Source organism: Leifsonia sp. T36S-04, assembly GCF_042465655.1.
Lineage (GTDB): Bacteria > Actinomycetota > Actinomycetes > Actinomycetales > Microbacteriaceae > Leifsonia.
On sequence record NZ_CP146286.1, the window covers coordinates 3,196,629 to 3,211,311 of the forward strand.

The 14,683-nt window shown below is 71.4% G+C and carries 15 protein-coding genes; 3 read left to right on the forward strand and 12 right to left on the reverse strand.

What is annotated here, in order from left to right; all coding sequences use genetic code 11:
• Positions 1–53 precede the first annotated feature (53 nt).
• From hemL to hemE, 11 genes are all read right to left on the reverse strand, one after another.
• Positions 54–1,370 carry a glutamate-1-semialdehyde 2,1-aminomutase gene (gene hemL / locus P3F85_RS15580; protein ID WP_374008754.1) on the reverse strand — a complete coding sequence of 439 codons (1,317 nt, stop codon included), beginning with the start codon at positions 1,368–1,370 and terminating at the stop codon, positions 54–56.
• The gene (gene hemB / locus P3F85_RS15585; RefSeq protein ID WP_374010957.1) at positions 1,367–2,293 is read right to left on the reverse strand and encodes a porphobilinogen synthase; all 927 of its coding nucleotides are present in this window, start codon (positions 2,291–2,293) and stop codon (positions 1,367–1,369) included. Before hemB ends, hemL begins: the two co-directional genes overlap by 4 nt.
• Before the next feature lie 112 nt (positions 2,294–2,405).
• Positions 2,406–3,212: a uroporphyrinogen-III synthase gene (locus P3F85_RS15590; protein ID WP_374008755.1), complete on the reverse strand. Its 807-nt coding sequence runs from the start codon at positions 3,210–3,212 to the stop codon at positions 2,406–2,408.
• Positions 3,209–4,210 carry a hydroxymethylbilane synthase gene (gene hemC, locus P3F85_RS15595; protein WP_374008756.1) on the reverse strand — a complete coding sequence of 334 codons (1,002 nt, stop codon included), beginning with the start codon at positions 4,208–4,210 and terminating at the stop codon, positions 3,209–3,211. The genes P3F85_RS15590 and hemC overlap by 4 nt, the downstream gene beginning before the upstream one ends.
• A complete protein-coding gene (locus tag P3F85_RS15600; RefSeq protein WP_374008757.1) occupies positions 4,207–5,388 on the reverse strand; it encodes a ferrochelatase in 1,182 nt (393 codons plus the stop codon). The genes hemC and P3F85_RS15600 overlap by 4 nt, the downstream gene beginning before the upstream one ends.
• Positions 5,385–6,116: a hydrogen peroxide-dependent heme synthase gene (gene hemQ, locus P3F85_RS15605; protein WP_374008758.1), complete on the reverse strand. Its 732-nt coding sequence runs from the start codon at positions 6,114–6,116 to the stop codon at positions 5,385–5,387. The genes P3F85_RS15600 and hemQ overlap by 4 nt, the downstream gene beginning before the upstream one ends.
• 49 nt (positions 6,117–6,165) lie before the next feature.
• Positions 6,166–6,381 carry a DUF3618 domain-containing protein gene (locus tag P3F85_RS15610; protein ID WP_374008759.1) on the reverse strand — a complete coding sequence of 72 codons (216 nt, stop codon included), beginning with the start codon at positions 6,379–6,381 and terminating at the stop codon, positions 6,166–6,168.
• Complete coding sequence (locus P3F85_RS15615) at positions 6,371–6,790, reverse strand: phage holin family protein (protein ID WP_374008760.1); 420 nt, start codon at positions 6,788–6,790, stop codon at positions 6,371–6,373. The genes P3F85_RS15610 and P3F85_RS15615 overlap by 11 nt, the downstream gene beginning before the upstream one ends.
• A 36-nt stretch (positions 6,791–6,826) precedes the next feature.
• Positions 6,827–7,147 (reverse strand): hypothetical protein, encoded by a 321-nt coding sequence (locus P3F85_RS15620; protein ID WP_374008761.1) that lies wholly within the window; start codon positions 7,145–7,147, stop codon positions 6,827–6,829.
• Positions 7,148–7,161: 14 nt separating this feature from the next.
• Positions 7,162–8,811, reverse strand: coding sequence for an NAD(P)/FAD-dependent oxidoreductase (locus P3F85_RS15625; RefSeq protein WP_374008762.1), 1,650 nt, complete (start codon positions 8,809–8,811; stop codon positions 7,162–7,164).
• On the reverse strand, positions 8,808–9,956 hold the full coding sequence (hemE, locus tag P3F85_RS15630) for a uroporphyrinogen decarboxylase (RefSeq protein WP_374008763.1): 1,149 nt from the start codon (positions 9,954–9,956) through the stop codon (positions 8,808–8,810). Before hemE ends, P3F85_RS15625 begins: the two co-directional genes overlap by 4 nt.
• Positions 9,957–10,087: 131 nt before the next feature.
• On the opposite strand from hemE, the gene P3F85_RS15635 reads away from it, so the two are divergent.
• The 3 genes from P3F85_RS15635 to P3F85_RS15645 all read left to right on the forward strand — a co-directional run bounded on the left by P3F85_RS15635 (position 10,088) and on the right by P3F85_RS15645 (position 13,511).
• Entirely contained in the window at positions 10,088–11,401 is a 1,314-nt protein-coding gene (locus tag P3F85_RS15635; protein WP_374008764.1) for a glutamyl-tRNA reductase, read from the forward strand.
• Between the two features lie 22 nt (positions 11,402–11,423).
• The gene (locus tag P3F85_RS15640; protein ID WP_374008765.1) at positions 11,424–12,047 is read left to right on the forward strand and encodes a GNAT family N-acetyltransferase; all 624 of its coding nucleotides are present in this window, start codon (positions 11,424–11,426) and stop codon (positions 12,045–12,047) included.
• Between the two features lie 75 nt (positions 12,048–12,122).
• On the forward strand, positions 12,123–13,511 hold the full coding sequence (locus P3F85_RS15645) for a glycine--tRNA ligase (RefSeq protein ID WP_374008766.1): 1,389 nt from the start codon (positions 12,123–12,125) through the stop codon (positions 13,509–13,511).
• Positions 13,512–13,531: 20 nt separating this feature from the next.
• On the opposite strand, the gene P3F85_RS15650 is transcribed toward P3F85_RS15645, so the two are convergent.
• Positions 13,532–14,632, reverse strand: coding sequence for a PrsW family glutamic-type intramembrane protease (locus P3F85_RS15650; protein ID WP_374008767.1), 1,101 nt, complete (start codon positions 14,630–14,632; stop codon positions 13,532–13,534).
• Between the last annotated feature and the right edge of the window lie 51 nt (positions 14,633–14,683).

Here is a 14,683-nt window from a genome sequence, read left to right on the forward strand (position 1 = left end):
CTTCGACGGAGAAGACGGGCGGGGAGGGGGCGGGGAGGGGGGCGGAGAGGGGGTTAGGGAGTCGCCGCGGCGGCGGCGCGGGCGGCGGCGGGGAGGGCGTCGAGGATGCGGGAGACCGCGGCGTCGTCGTGCGCGGCCGTGACGAACCAGCCCTCGAACACGCTCGGCGGCAGCGAGACGCCCTGGTCGAGCATCGCGTGGAAGAACGCCCGGTAGCGGAACGCCTCCTGTCGCTGCACCTCGGCGTAGTTCCGCGGTGCATCCGCGTACTCGCCGAAGACGAAGCTGAACAGGTTGCCCGCACGCTGCACGCGATGCGCGACTCCGGCGTCACTCAGCGAATCCGAGACGCCGGCCGACAGCGTCGCGGCGACCGCGTCGAGGCGCTCGTAGACGGTCGCGTCGGCGTTCGCGAGGGTCGCGAGGCCCGCGGCAACCGCGACCGGGTTCCCGGAGAGCGTGCCCGCCTGGTAGACCGGGCCGGCCGGCGCCAGGAAGTCCATGAGCTCCGCGCGTCCGCCGAGCGCCGCCAACGGCATCCCGCCGCCGACGACCTTGCCGAAGGTGACGAGATCCGGGATGTAGCCGCGGTCGAGACCCCAGAAGCCCGCGTCGCTGACGCGGAAACCGGTCAGCACCTCGTCCAGGATGAGCAGCGCACCGAACTCGTGCGCGAGGTCCGTCAGTGCGGCGTTGAAACCGGCGTCCGGCGGGACGACGCCCATGTTGGCTGCGGCGGCCTCGGTGATCACGGCTGCGATGTCGGGTCCCTGCGCCTCGAAGACCGCGCGGACCGCGTCCAGGTCGTTGTAGGGAAGGACGATCGTCTGCGCGGCCGTCGCCTCGGTCACTCCGGCCGAGCCGGGGAGGGCGAGGGTCGCGAGGCCCGATCCGGCCTCGGCGAGGAGGCCATCGGAGTGACCGTGGTAGTGCCCCGCGAACTTGATCAGGAGCGGGCGGCCGGTGAATCCACGCGCGAGCCGGATCGCGGTCATCGTCGCCTCGGTGCCGGTGGAGACCAGGCGGAGCTTGTCGATGAACGGGACGCGGGCGATCACCGCTTCGGCCAGCTCGGTCTCGGCGGGAGTGGACGCACCGAACGAGAGGCCGCGAGCGGCCGCCCGCTGCACCGCCTCGACGACGGCAGGATGGGCGTGGCCCAGGATGGCCGGACCCCACGAGGCGACGAGGTCGACGTACTCGCGACCCTCGGCGTCGGTCACGTACGGCCCGCGCGCCGAGACGAGGAAGCGCGGCGTGCCGCCGACGGATCCGTAGGCGCGCACGGGCGAGTTCACGCCGCCCGGAATGACCCGCTGAGCCCGCTCGAACTGCGCGAGGTTCACATCCGTCTGGTCGATGCCGGTCATCGCAGCCACCCCGCGACTTCGGTCGCCCAGTAGGTCATGATCGCATCGGCCCCGGCGCGCTTGGCGCCGACGAGGGTCTCCTCGATGATGCGGTCGCGGTCGATCCAGCCGTTCGCGGCGGCCGCCTCCACCATCGCGTACTCTCCGGACACCTGGTAGGCCCAGACCGGCACGTCGCTGATCGCGGCGACATCGCTGAGCACGTCGAGGTAGCTGAGCGCGGGCTTCACCATGAGCACATCGGCGCCCACGTCGAGGTCGAGCCGAGCCTCGCGGAGTCCCTCGCGGCGGTTCGCCGGATCCTGCTGATAGGCGCGGCGGTCGCCGGAGAGCTGCGAGTCGACGGCCTCCCGGAACGGGCCGTAGAAGCCCGAGGCGTACTTGGCCGAGTAGGCGAGGATCGCTACGTCGGTCCGCCCCGCGTCATCGAGCGCTTCCCGCACGGCGGCGACCTGGCCGTCCATCATTCCGCTCAGCCCGAGCAGCTGCGAACCGGCCTCCGCCTGGGCGACCGCCATGTCGCGGTAGCGGAGGAGGGTGGCGTCGTTGTCGACGTGACCCTCCGCATCCAGCACGCCGCAGTGCCCGTGGTCGGTGAACTCGTCCAGGCACAGGTCGGTCTGCACGACCAGTGCGTCGCCCACCTCATCGGCGAGGACGCGCGTCGCCACGTTCAGGATGCCGTTCGGGTCGGTCGCGGCCGACCCCACCGCGTCGCGCATCTCGGGGACGCCGAACAGCATCAGCCCGCCCACACCGGCCTCCGCCGCCTCGTTCGCGACCCGCTTCAGCGAGTCGAGACTGTGCTGCGCGACGCCGGGCATCGAGCCGATCGGGACAGGCTCGGTGGCCCCCTCGCGCACGAACAGCGGGAGGATCAGCTCAGCGGGGTGGAGGCGGGTCTCGGCGGTCAGCCGGCGCATCGCCGGGGACTGCCGCAGCCGTCGGGGGCGGATGACGGGATGCAGTTCACTCACTCACAGCAGCCTACGCCCGCGTCGCTGAGGGTCCTCCCAGCGTCGAGCCTGGGCGGACTCAGTAGTCGTCGGCCTCGACGGCGGGCGCTCGTGAGACCGCGATCCGGGCGACCGCGTCGATGAGGGATGCGGCGGTGCGCTCGGCGGCGACGACATCCACCCGCAGACCGAAGGCGCGGGCGTCGCGGGCGGTCTGCGGGCCGATCGCTGCGATCAGCGTCGACTCGGGCACGGGTCCGAGCTGCTTCTGCACCTGCTCGGCGACCGAGCCGCTCGTGACGAGGATGGCCTGGACGTGGCCGTCCCGGACGTCGGACACCACACTCTCGGGCACCGGCACGCCGACCGTGCGGTACGCGACGACCGACTCGACGTCGTGGCCGATGCGGCGCAGGCCCTCGGTGAGCAGAGGCTTGGCGATCTCGGAGCGCAGGGTGAGCACACGCAATGGGAAGGCACCCTGGGTCGCGGCCTCCCACTCGGCGAGCAGGCCGCGAGCGGAGTTGTCCTCTGACGGAACCAGGTCGACGTGGTACCCCGCCGCGGCAAGGGCGGCGGCGGTCGTCTCGCCCACCGCGGCGACGCGCGTCGTCGGCGGCACGACCGCCCGCTGGGCGCTGAGCACGTCCACGGTGGTGGCGCTGGTGACGGTGATCCAGTCGAAGTCGCCGTTCGCGAGCCGGGCGAGGGCCGCCTCGAGGGCGGCAGCGTCGGCCGTCGGCGCGAAGTTGATCATCGCGGCGACGACGGGCGATGCCCCCTTCGACCGGAGATCGGCGGCGACCGAGTCGCCCCACGGCCCACCGCGGGGCACGAGGACCCGCCAGCCGGCGAGCGGTTTCGGGGTCGGCGCCGTGGTGCTCACCGGTTGCCCCCCAGCGGCGCCAGGTCTGCCGCGCCCGCCTGCAGCAGCTCGGCGACCACACGGGCGCCGACATCCTGTGCGGCCTCCTCGAGGTGTGCGGCACTCAACGAGTCGGGGGTCGCGGCGTGGGATGCGGTCAGCTGCTCCGAGCCGTCGGGGCGATAGACCGTGGCGGTGAGGAACAGCAGGCCGTCGTCGACGATCGCGGTCGCCCCGATCGGGGCGGCACAGCCGGCCTCCAGACCGGCCAGCACCACGCGCTCGGCGATGACCGCAGCATGACTGGTGACGTGATCGACGGCGGAGAGCGCGCGTGCGATCGCGCCGCGTCCGCGCTCCTCGCCGCTGCGGACCTCGAGGGCGAGGGCTCCCTGCCCGGGGGCCGTCGGCGCTAGCGAGAGCGGGAAGAACTCGGTCACCGCGTCCAGGCGCCCCAGCCGGGTGAGGCCGGCTGCGGCGAGGACAACCGCATCCAGCTCGCCGTCCGAGACCTGGCCGAGTCGCGTGTCCACGTTCCCACGCAGGTCGACCACATCGAGGTCGGGACGCTGCGCCTTGAGCTGTGCGACGCGGCGAGGCGACCCCGTGCCGACGCGAGCGCCCTCGGGCAGGGTCTCGATCGTCAGGCCGTCGCGCGCGCACAGCGCATCGCGCGCATCCACCCGCTTGGGGATCGCCCCGATCACGAGCCCGGGGGCAGGAGCCGTCGGGAGGTCCTTGAGCGAGTGCACGACGAGGTCCACCTCACCGGCGCGGAGGGCGTCCCGCAGTGCCGTGGCGAAGACGCCGGTGCCGCCGAGCTGCGCGAGGGACTCGCGGGAGGTGTCGCCGTGCGTGGTCACCGTGACGAGTTCGACATCCAGCCCGGTGGCGCGCGCGATCGACTGCGCGACCGCCGTCGTCTGCGCGACCGCCAGGGCGCTGCCGCGCGTGCCGATGCGCAGGACGCCCTCGCGACGCTCCGCGGCGCCGTCGACCCTCGTCACGGTTCCGGTCACGGTGCCAGCCCTGCCGCGGCCGGCTTGAAGCCGAGGCGGACGTTCTCGCAGCAGCCCGGGCGGCACACGTCGTACCACGGACCGAGGGAGGTGACAGCGGGACGCTGCTCGACCGGGACGCCGTCGCGGCGCTCCAGCACGAGGTCGACGAGACCCTTCACGTAGGTCGCATGGGTGCCCGGGGTGGGCACGCGGACCGCCACGAGACCGTGCTCGTCACTGGTCTCCATGGCCTCGTTGTCGAGGTCCCAGAGCACCTCCATGTGGTCGCTCACGAAACCGAGCGGCACGATGACGACGGCCTTGATGCCCAGGGCGGGCAGTTCCGCGATGCGGTCGTTGATGTCCGGCTCCAGCCACGGCATGGACGGGGGGCCGGAGCGCGACTGGAAGACCAGATCCCAGCCGACCGTTCCGCCGGTCGCGGCGTGCGAGACGACCTCGGCGACGGCGAGGTGCTGAGCCGCGTAGGCTCCGCCCTCTCCGAAGCCACGCTCGGCCGGTCCCGACTTCTCGGCGTCGGTCGAGGGGATGGAGTGCGTCGAGTACAGGATGCGCACCTCGGTCGCGGGGTCGAGCCCGGGCAGCTTCTGCTGCAGCTCCTCGATGCCGGCCCTGACGCCCTCGATGAACGGCTCGACGAAGCCGGGGTGGTCGAAGAACTGGCGCACCTTGTCGATCTGGATGCGCCCGGCGAGGCCGGTCGACTCCAGGGCGCCCGCGAAGTCCTCACGGTACTGACGACAGCTCGAGTACGAGGAGTAAGCACTCGTGGCGATGGCGATCAGCTTCGTGAAGCCGCGCTCGTCGGCCTCCCGAAGTGCGTCGGCCAGGTACGGGTCCCAGTTGCGGTTGCCCCACAGCACGGGGAGGTCGATCCCGCGGGCTGCCAGCTCCGCCTCCAGAGCGGCCTTGAGCTCGCGATTCTGGTCGTTGATGGGGCTGACGCCGCCGAAGTGCCGGTAGTGGTGCGCCACCTCCTCGAGCCGCTCCTCCGGGATGCCGCGGCCCCGCGTGACGTTGCGGAGGAACGGGATGACGTCGTCCTGTCCTTCGGGACCGCCGAACCCCGCGAGCAGGATGGCGTCGTACGGGACCGGCTCGGTCACGTGCTCGGGGCCCGACGCCGCGGCAGGAGTCGCGCCCAGCACTCGCTGCTCGGTGCGCGCGTCGGTCACTGGAGGACCTCCACGACCTCGGCCGGCTCGACGCGACGGCCGGTGAAGAACGGGACCTCCTCGCGGACGTGCCGACGGGCCTCGGTGTACCGGAGCTCGCGCATCATGTCGACGAGGTCGGTGAGTTCGTCTGCCTCCATGGGGAGGATCCACTCGTAGTCGCCCAGGGCGAAGGAGGCCACAGTGTTGGCGACGACGTGGCGGAACGCGGCTCCCTTACGGCCGTGGTCCGCGAGCATCTTCGAGCGCTCGTCATCGGGCAGGAGGTACCACTCGTAGCTGCGGACGAACGGGTACACGCACAGCCACGCCTTCGGCTCGACGCCGCGGAGGAACCCGGGGACGTGCGCCTTGTTGAACTCGGCGTCGCGGTGGACGGCCATCGCGTTCCAGGTGGGGAGGAGCGACTTCAGCAGCCGGGTGCGGCGCAGCTGGCGCAGACCCCACTGCAGCGTGTCGGCCTCCGGGCCGTGCAGCCAGATCATGATGTCGGCGTCGGCACGCAGGCCGGAGACGTCATAGAGGCCGCGGGTCGTCACGCCCTGCAGCTCGATGTCGGCGATCACGCCTTCGAGCTCTTGGACGGCCGTGGGCACATCCGTGCCGTCGAGGTCATCGGGACGGGCGGGATCGCGGCGCAGCACAGCCCACAGGGTGAAGCCGGAGGGGTTGTCGCTGGGGGTTTCGGGGGCGGACGACTCTGCCGGAGCGGCAGCCGGGGTACTCATACCCACAGTCTCCCTCTGAAACCTGGGAAGGCCAAAAACGGGAGGCCGCTCACCGGCGGATGAGGCTCACGATGCCCCACACGGCACCGGCCACCGCGACGGCCGCGCCCGCCAGGAGCCCGGCGAGGACGGCGGGGTTCTCCGTGCGCAGACGCTCCACCCGCTCGGACACGCGCTGGGGCACGTTCAGCTTGTACTGGATCGCGTCAACGGTGGCGGCGAGTTCGGCTCGCGCCCGGTCGACGTCGCTGCGGTCAGTTGTCATACTTGCCCAGTCCCTTCAGCGCGTCGGCGTCTTCCTTGATGCTGTCGATGGTCTGCGAGGGAGCCACGCCGTCCATCTTCTTGAACGAGCGGATACCGATGAGCGCCAGCACGACCGCGATCACGACGAGTGCGCCGAAGACGATGAGCGCCGCAGCCCAGGCGGGAAGCGCCACGGCGATCCCGAGGATCGCGGCGGCGATGAGGACGCCGAGCGCGTAGAACAGGAGCAGCGCCGCCGCCACGAGCAGCCCTATGCCGACGCCGGCATGCTTGGCCTTCTCGGAGAACTCGCCCTTGAGGTGGGCGAGCTCGGCCTTGAGCAGACGGACGATCAACTGCGGCAGGTCGGAGACCAGCTGCGCCAGGGACTTGGTCCGCGCGCTCTGGAGCCGTTCCGGGTGGGTCATCGCATCTCCCCTCGTCGCTTCCGTACAGTACCCCCGTCAGGACGCGCTGTTGCTGCGGCCTTCGCCGGCGCGGATCGCAGCCTCGGCGGCGGGCGATGGATACGGTGCCCGCGACTCGCGCCGACGACGGTTCGCCTGCACGACCAGCTTCTTGACGGTGATGTACGCCGTCTCCGGGAACTCGCCCACCTTCTCGGCCACGAAGTCCCCCGCCGCGTTCACCTGCTTCTGAACACCGGGCGACTGCCAGAGCTTTGCGGCCGCCGCCTTGATCTGCTCGTAGCGTTCGCGTCCCGCGCGGGCGCCGAGCACGAAGCCCACCGCCGCTCCGGTGACGAAGAGGATCTTGCCGCGCATACCGTCTCCCTCGGTCAGTCCTTCTGTCCTTCGTCCCCGCCGTCCGCCCGCAGGACGTCGGTCAGGGATTTCCACCGTAGACCCCGCACCCGCTCGGCCGTGCGGCGGGCGTCCGGAATGACGGAAGCGAGGCCGGTTCCGGTCAGCCAGGACCCGGTCACCTCGAGACCCTCGACGCCGTCGACCCCGGAGCGGACGCGCTCGATGCGCTCCCGCTGCCCCACTGTCGCATACGGGAGGGCGTTCGTCCAGGGGGTCCGGGCGAATGCGGCGACCGAGGATTCCGCGATCGGAATATTCAGCAGCCGGGAGGCGTCGGCGACCGCCTGAGCGCGCAGTTCGGCGTCGCTGAGCGCGATGGTCTCGGCCGGTCGCCCGGCCCGGCCGTAGGAGAGCCGGACGACGTGACGCCCGGCGCCCGCGGCCTCCGCGACCCAGGCCCACTTCGCGCTGGAGTGGGTCATCGCCTTCGCGCGGACGTCGGCGCCGGGCACATCCGCGACCAGCACGCCGGTGCCGACCGGGCTGGACGCGAGCCGGTCGTCCTCGATCACGAGGGTCGCGAGTTCGACGCTCGACGCAGCCGGCCAGTCGAGGGACGCCAGATCGGCGAGTGCGGAGTCCAGCGGCGCGAGCAGCGCCAGGGAGGCGTCCGCCGGCGCTGCGATCACGACGGCGTCCGCCACGATCCGGTCGCCGTCATCCGTGCGCACGATCCACCTGCCGGGACGCGGCGGCTCCGCTGCGAGTGCGTCGCCCACCTCGGCGTCCCCCGCGTCTGGTGCGCTGTCGTCGGCGCCGTCGTCGCCGTCCGCCTCGCCCGCCGCCTCCGCGCTCCAGCGCTCGACCGAGACCGCACGCGCATCGGTCCGCACTTCTCCGCCGCGCGCCTCGATGTCCGCGGCGAGCGCCTCCGGCAGTCGCCACATCCCTCCCCGGATGCCGCCGACGGCGCTTCCGGCCGTGGCCGATGCGCGCAGTTCGCCGACCGCTCCGGACAGCGAGCCCAACCGCGTGAGTGCGGCGTTGAGCCCGGGAGCCACGACCTCCACATCCAAATCGTCGGGCGACGCCGAGTACACGCCCGTCGCGACGGGTGCGACGAGGAGCTCGAGAACCTTCCGTCCCATCCGCTTGCGGACGAGCGTGCCCAGCCGGCGCTCCTGGCCGATCTTCAGGACCGGGATGAGGCGGTCGAGGTAGGCGCGGAAGGCACCGGCAGCGCCGATCGCCGCGATCACATCCTTCGCGAGCGGTGAACTCGGGATGCCCAGCAGCCCGGCCTTCGGCAACGGCACCGACCGGGAGCCGTGCCGCACCCAGGCGCCCGATGGGTTGGGCTGCACCACGTCGTCGCCGAATCCGAGGTCGTCGAGCAGCTCGGCGACCTGACCGCCCCGTGTCGCGAAGCTCTCCGCCCCGGCGTCCAGCGTCAGCCCGGCGAGCGCGAGCGGGGCCACGCTCCCGCCGACCCGTCCGGACGCCTCGAGGAGGAGCACCTCGAATCCCGGGCGCGCGCACTCCCGGGCGACCACCAGGCCGGCCATTCCCCCGCCGATCACGACGATGCGCGTCGGGGGCGCCTCGACGACGTGCCGGATCTCCGCGCCGATCTCGTCGGTCGTCTCCGGTCCGTCGCCGGGGAGCAGGGGGACGTCGCTCATTCCGGGCGCCACCCGTGCACCAGCTCGACGAGCCGGGTGAGGACGGCGGGATCGGTCTCGGGCGGCACGCCGTGGCCGAGGTTGAGGACGTGGGCGGGAGCCTCCCGCCCCCGGTCGAGCACATCGAGCACGTGCGCTTCGAGCACGGGCCACGGCGCATCCAGCATCGCGGGGTCGACGTTGCCCTGCACCGGGACGACGTGACCCAGCCGGCGGCTCGCCTCGTCGAGGGGGATGCGGTAGTCGACGCCGACCGCGTCGGCTCCGGCCTCGTGCATCGCCTTGAGCAGCTCACCGGTCCCCACGCCGAAGTGCACCAGCGGCACGTTGCGGACGACCGCGTCGATCGGAGGTTCCTCGCCGTCGACCGGGGCCGGCGCGGGCAGCTCGTAGACGACATCGCGGACGTGGGACAGCGCCCGGGCCGACGCGGGGGCGACGTGCGTGACGTAGTCGTGCAGCGACAGCGATCCCGCCCACGAGTCGAACAGCTGTGCGGCACTCGCACCGGCGAGCACCTGCGCGCGGAGGAAGGCACCCGAGATGTCGGCGGTCCAGGCCATCAGGCGGGCCCAGGCCTCCGGATCCGCGTGCATCAGGGTCCGCGCGCGGATGTGGTCCTTCGACGGGCCGCCCTCCACGAGGTAGGCGGCCAGGGTGAACGGCGCTCCCGCAAAACCGATCAGCGGCGTGCCGTCCAGTTCGGCGATGGTCAGGCGCACAGCCTCCTGGATCGGGGCGAACACCTCATCGCCCAGCGATGCGGGATCGACGGCGGTGAGCCGGTCGACGTCCGCAGCGGTGCGGACGGGCTGCGCGAAGACCGGCCCCTTGCCGGGGACGATCTCGACATCCACACCGGCCAGCTTGAGGGGCACCACGATGTCGCTGAAGAAGATGCCCGCATCCACCCCGTGCCGGCGCACCGGCTGCAGCGTGATCTCGCTCGCCATCGCCGGGTCGAGGCAGGCGTCGAGCATCCGGGTGCCCACCCGCAGTTCGCGGTACTCGGGGAGCGAACGGCCCGCCTGGCGCATGAACCAGACCGGCGTCACCTCCTGCCGCTCTCCCTGGTAGGCCCGGACGAGCGGGCTTGCGGAGGTGCGCCCGGAGGCGAGGGGATGTTCGGGTGCGAGGGTGGTCACCTGACGATTCTGCCAGTGCCCCGGCTGACAAGCGCCTGGGCCGGGGGGCGCGAAACCCCGGCGCGCGTCCCCCTGATCGCAAGCTGAGCGCCGATTCGAGGTTGGTCGAGCGCGAGCGTAGGCTTTCGTCCGTGCTTCTGTGCTTCTCGTCGAGTCACCGTACGGCTGACTTCGACCTCCTGGAACGGCTCGAGCGTCGCGCTCCGGCCATCACCGCCGCACTCTCGGAGCACAGCGACATCGTCTCGGGCGCGGTCGTGCTCGCGACCTGCAACCGCTTCGAGGCCTACCTCGACATCGACGAGCCCCTGCCCGCCGCACGCGCGGTCTCGGCCGAAGCGGTCCTGGATGCCGTGAGCGGCGCCTCCGGAATCGACCCGGAGACCCTGCGTGGGGCGACCGCGGTGTACACCGATCATGCGGTCGCCGAGCACCTGTTCGCGGTGACGAGCGGGCTCGAGTCGGTCGTCGTCGGCGAGGGCGAGATCGCCGGCCAGGTGCGCCGCGCGCTCGAATCCGCCCGTGCAGCCGAATCCGTCACCAGCGAGCTGGAGCGCCTGTTCCAGGTCGCCTCGCGCACCTCCCGGGGCGTCAAGAACCAGACGGGCATCATGTCCGCCGGCCGCTCGATGGTCCGCCTTGCACTCGATCTCGCCGAGAGCCGGGTCAGCGACTGGGCGCAGACCCGCGTCCTCCTCGTCGGCACCGGCAAGTACGCAGGGGCCAGCCTCGCGGCGCTGCGCGACCGCGGCGTCACCGATGTCCGCGTCTACTCCCCCTCCGGTCGCGCCCCCAAGTTCGCGCGCTCCCACGACATCGCGCCCGTCGCCGCAGACGGGCTTCTGGATGCGCTCGCCGAGAGCGACCTCGTCGTGACCTGCTCGGCCGTCACGGACTACGTGCTCACCCGGCCGCTGCTCGCCGAGGCGCTCGCGCTTCCCCAGGCCCTCGAGCGACGACTGGTCGTCGACCTGGGCCTGCCGCGCAACGTCGACCCTGCTGTCGCCGAACTCCGCGGCGTCGAGCTGCTCGACCTCGAGACCATCAGCCTGCACGCTCCGCTCACCGAGCTGCACGCAGCCGACGACGCCCGCAGCATCGTGGATGCCGCCGCTGCCGAGTACCGCGCCCGCACCGCCGAGCAGGCGGTCACCCCGGCCCTCGTCGCCGTCCGCAAGCACGTGTTCGACGTCCTGGATGCGGAGATCGAGCGCGTGCGCAGCCGGGGCGGCGACAGCGAGCAGACCGAGGCGGCCCTGCGCCACCTCGCCGGCGTCCTGCTGCACACCCCGTCGGTCCGTGCCCGCGAACTGGCCCGCCAGGGCGACGCGCAGGCGTTCATCGACGGCGCCGCGGCCCTGTTCGGCGTGGATGCCGACGCCGAAGCCGCGCGACCAGCCCGGCCCCTGCTGTCCGCCGTGGACGACGAGTCCGCGGCATCCTGACCCGACCGTAGAAGGAGCGACCGTGAGCGACGAAGCCACGACGACCACCATCCCGCCCCACGGCGTGACCGGCCTGCCCTATGCGGCGGAGCAGCTGCGCACCGAGCGGCTGCTGCTGCGACCCCTCAACACGGGCGACCTGGAGGACGGGCACTCGTACGAGAAGCTGAAGGACGTCGTCCGCTACCTCTACTGGGAGGTGCACGACCACGACGAGTCGGCCGAGCACCTGCGCAAGCGCATCGCGATGAACCGTCTCGCCGAGAACGGTGACGGCATCGTCTTCGCGGTCGAGCTGGCGGATCCGGACGGCGGACCCGGACGCGTGATCGGCCACATCAGCCTGTTCCTGAAGAACGCGAACTGGGGCAAGTTCGAGATGGGCTGGGTCTTCCACCCGGCGGTGCACGGCCGCGGCTACGCCACGGAGGCGACGCAGCGCGTGCTCGAGCTCTGCTTCGGCACGCTGGGCGGACACCGCGTCTTCGCCCAGCTGGATGCGCGGAACGACGCCTCGGCCCGGCTGTGCGAGCAGCTCGGGATGCGGCAGGAGGCACTGCTGCGCGAGACGGAGATCTTCCGGGGCGAGTGGTCCGACACCCTCGTGTACGGCATCCTGGAGCAGGAGTTCCGCGCCCGCGACTGACCTGCGCGACGGCGCCGCGCGCATCCTCAGTAGGATGGACGGGTCCCACACACCCGCATCGCACCAGGGAGCACCATGGCCGCACCGTCGAGACTGGATTCCGTCATCACGCTGGCGCAGCACCGCGGGTTCGTGTTCCCCTCGGGCGAGATCTACGGCGGAACGCGCTCGGCGTGGGACTACGGCCCCCTCGGCGTGGAGCTGAAAGAGAACATCAAGCGCGAGTGGTGGAACTCCTTCGTGCGCGGCCGTGGCGACATGGTCGGTCTCGATTCGGCCATCATCCTGCCCACCCCGGTGTGGGAGGCGTCCGGTCACGTCCAGGTGTTCAGCGACCCGCTCACCGAGTCACTGATCACCCACAAGCGCTACCGCGCCGACCACCTCTTCGAGGCGTACGAGGCTGAGCACGGCCACCCGCCGGCGAACGGGCTGGACGACATCGCCGACCCCGACCACCCGGACAAGGTCGGCCAGTGGACGCCGATCCGCCAGTTCTCGGGCCTGATGAAGACCTTCCTCGGCGTCGTCGACGACGAATCCGGTCTGCATTACATGCGCCCTGAGACGGCGCAGGGCATCTTCACCGACTTCGCGTCCGTGCTGCAGACCTCGCGCAAGAAACCGCCGTTCGGCATCGGCCAGATCGGCAAGGCGTTCCGGAACGAGATCACGCCCGGCAACTTCATCTTCCGCACCCGCGAGTTCGAGCAGATGGAGATCGAGTTCTTCGTCGAGCCGGGCACCGACGAGGAGTGGTTCGAGACCTGGATCGACCTCGCCTGGGACTGGTTCACCGATCTGGGCATCAAGCCGGAGCACATCCGCCGGTTCGAGCACCCGAAAGACTCCCTGGCCCACTACTCCAAGCGCACCATCGACATCGAGTACAAATTCGACTTCGTCGGCAGCGAGTGGGGCGAGCTCATGGGTGTCGCCAACCGCACCGACTTCGACCTGAAGACCCACATCGAACACTCGGGCAAAGATCTGAGCTACTTCGACCAGAACAAGAACGAGCGCTACGTGCCGTTCGTGATCGAGCCGTCGTTCGGTCTCACCCGCGCGCTGATGGCGTTCCTGGTCGACGCGTACGACGAGGAGCAGGTGCCGAACGCCAAGGGCGGCACCGATAAGCGGACCGTGTTGCACCTCGACCCGCGTCTCGCGCCCGTCAAGGTCGCGGTTCTCCCGCTCTCGCGCAACGAGGCCCTCTCGCCGCTGGCCCGCGGGCTCGCCGACCGGCTGCGCAAGCGCCTCAACGTCGACTTCGACGACTCCGGCGCCATCGGCCGTCGCTACCGCCGACAGGATGAGATCGGCACGCCGCTCGCGGTGACCGTCGACTTCGACTCCCTCGAGGACGACGCCGTGACCGTCCGCGACCGCGACACGATGCAGCAGGAGCGCATCCCGCTCGAAGGACTCGACCGCTACCTGGCGGAGCGCCTCCGCGAGATCTGAGCCGGACTCCTGCCGATCGCTTATACGGCAGGGGACGCGTTCATCGCCGCGCGCTGAGCATCCACTCGCCCGATCCGGCGTGCGATCAGGAGCCAGGCGAGGCCGCTTCCGACGACGAAGACCAGCTCGAAGAGCAGCAGCACTCCCCCGGCGGCCGCCCGCGGCCACGGAAGGGTCTGCGCGAGCCAGGTGGCGCCGTTGAACAGCGCGTGCGCCGAGGCGACACCGAGATAGGCCAGCACCACGCTCAGCGTCAACCGGAACCGTCCGCCGCGCGCCGCCGCGAACACCGCCGCTCCCAGCAGCGCCGAGAAGACCGGGTGCAGGAAGGGACCGGTGAGCTCGCGGCCCACCGTCGTCGCGAGGAACATCCCGAACCCGGCGCCGGACTCCTGTCCGCGGACGAAGGCCTCCTGGAGGTAGCTGAGGTTCTCGATGACACTGAAGCCGAGGCCGACCGCTCCCCCGACGAAGAGACCGATGCGCGCGCTCTTGACCGGGAGCTTGAGCGCCAGCAGCACAGCGGCGGACGCCTTGAGGAGTTCCTCGACCGGGCCGGCCAGCACGAGCGCGAGGCCGCTCGGGTGCGACGCCGTGCCTCCGCCCAGCACATCGATGAGGCTGTTCACCGGACCGGCCACCAGCGTTGCGGCGAGGCCTCCGACGCCCGCGATGATCACCAGACGGGAGGCGGTGAGCCCGTCATCCGGGCGGAGCCGATAGGCCATCGTGTACAGGATCGCTGCAGCCACCGTCGCGGCACCGGTCACCAGCAGGTACGGCGAGAGCACCGCGGGACCGTCGTCGCCTGCGTGGGGCGCGATCGCTGCGATGAGCAGGCTGAACCCGATCAGCCACAGCCAGATGAAGGCGCTGGAGCCGGCGATGATCCACCCGCCGAATCGGCCGATCCACTTGCGCGGGCGGCGGGGCCGGAGTGCCGGCTGGACGACCTGCAGCGGGTAGATGTAGGCGGTCCAGTCCAGGCCGCTCCACCAGCGCAGGAAGCGCGCATCGTACGGGTCGCCGTACCAGCCGGCCGGTGGTGTCGAGGCGCTCTGCGCGGTCCAGCCGTTCTGCGGGTGCCGGCCGGGCTGCTGGTGGGTCGGGGCGATGGTCACCGCGCCAGCTTACGAAGCGAGGCTGTGCGCGCTCTTCTCCCCATCCGGGCC

Coding starts and splice junctions, on each gene's coding strand:
- P3F85_RS15645 (WP_374008766.1), top strand. CDS start 12,123: ATGGCCGCACCGTCGAGACTGGATTCCGTCATCACGCTGGCGCAGCAC.
- P3F85_RS15620 (WP_374008761.1), bottom strand. CDS start 7,147: ATGCGCGGCAAGATCCTCTTCGTCACCGGAGCGGCGGTGGGCTTCGTG.
- P3F85_RS15625 (WP_374008762.1), bottom strand. CDS start 8,811: ATGAGCGACGTCCCCCTGCTCCCCGGCGACGGACCGGAGACGACCGAC.
- hemB (WP_374010957.1), bottom strand. CDS start 2,293: ATGCGCCGGCTGACCGCCGAGACCCGCCTCCACCCCGCTGAGCTGATC.
- P3F85_RS15610 (WP_374008759.1), bottom strand. CDS start 6,381: ATGACAACTGACCGCAGCGACGTCGACCGGGCGCGAGCCGAACTCGCC.
- hemL (WP_374008754.1), bottom strand. CDS start 1,370: ATGACCGGCATCGACCAGACGGATGTGAACCTCGCGCAGTTCGAGCGG.
- P3F85_RS15615 (WP_374008760.1), bottom strand. CDS start 6,790: ATGACCCACCCGGAACGGCTCCAGAGCGCGCGGACCAAGTCCCTGGCG.
- hemQ (WP_374008758.1), bottom strand. CDS start 6,116: ATGAGTACCCCGGCTGCCGCTCCGGCAGAGTCGTCCGCCCCCGAAACC.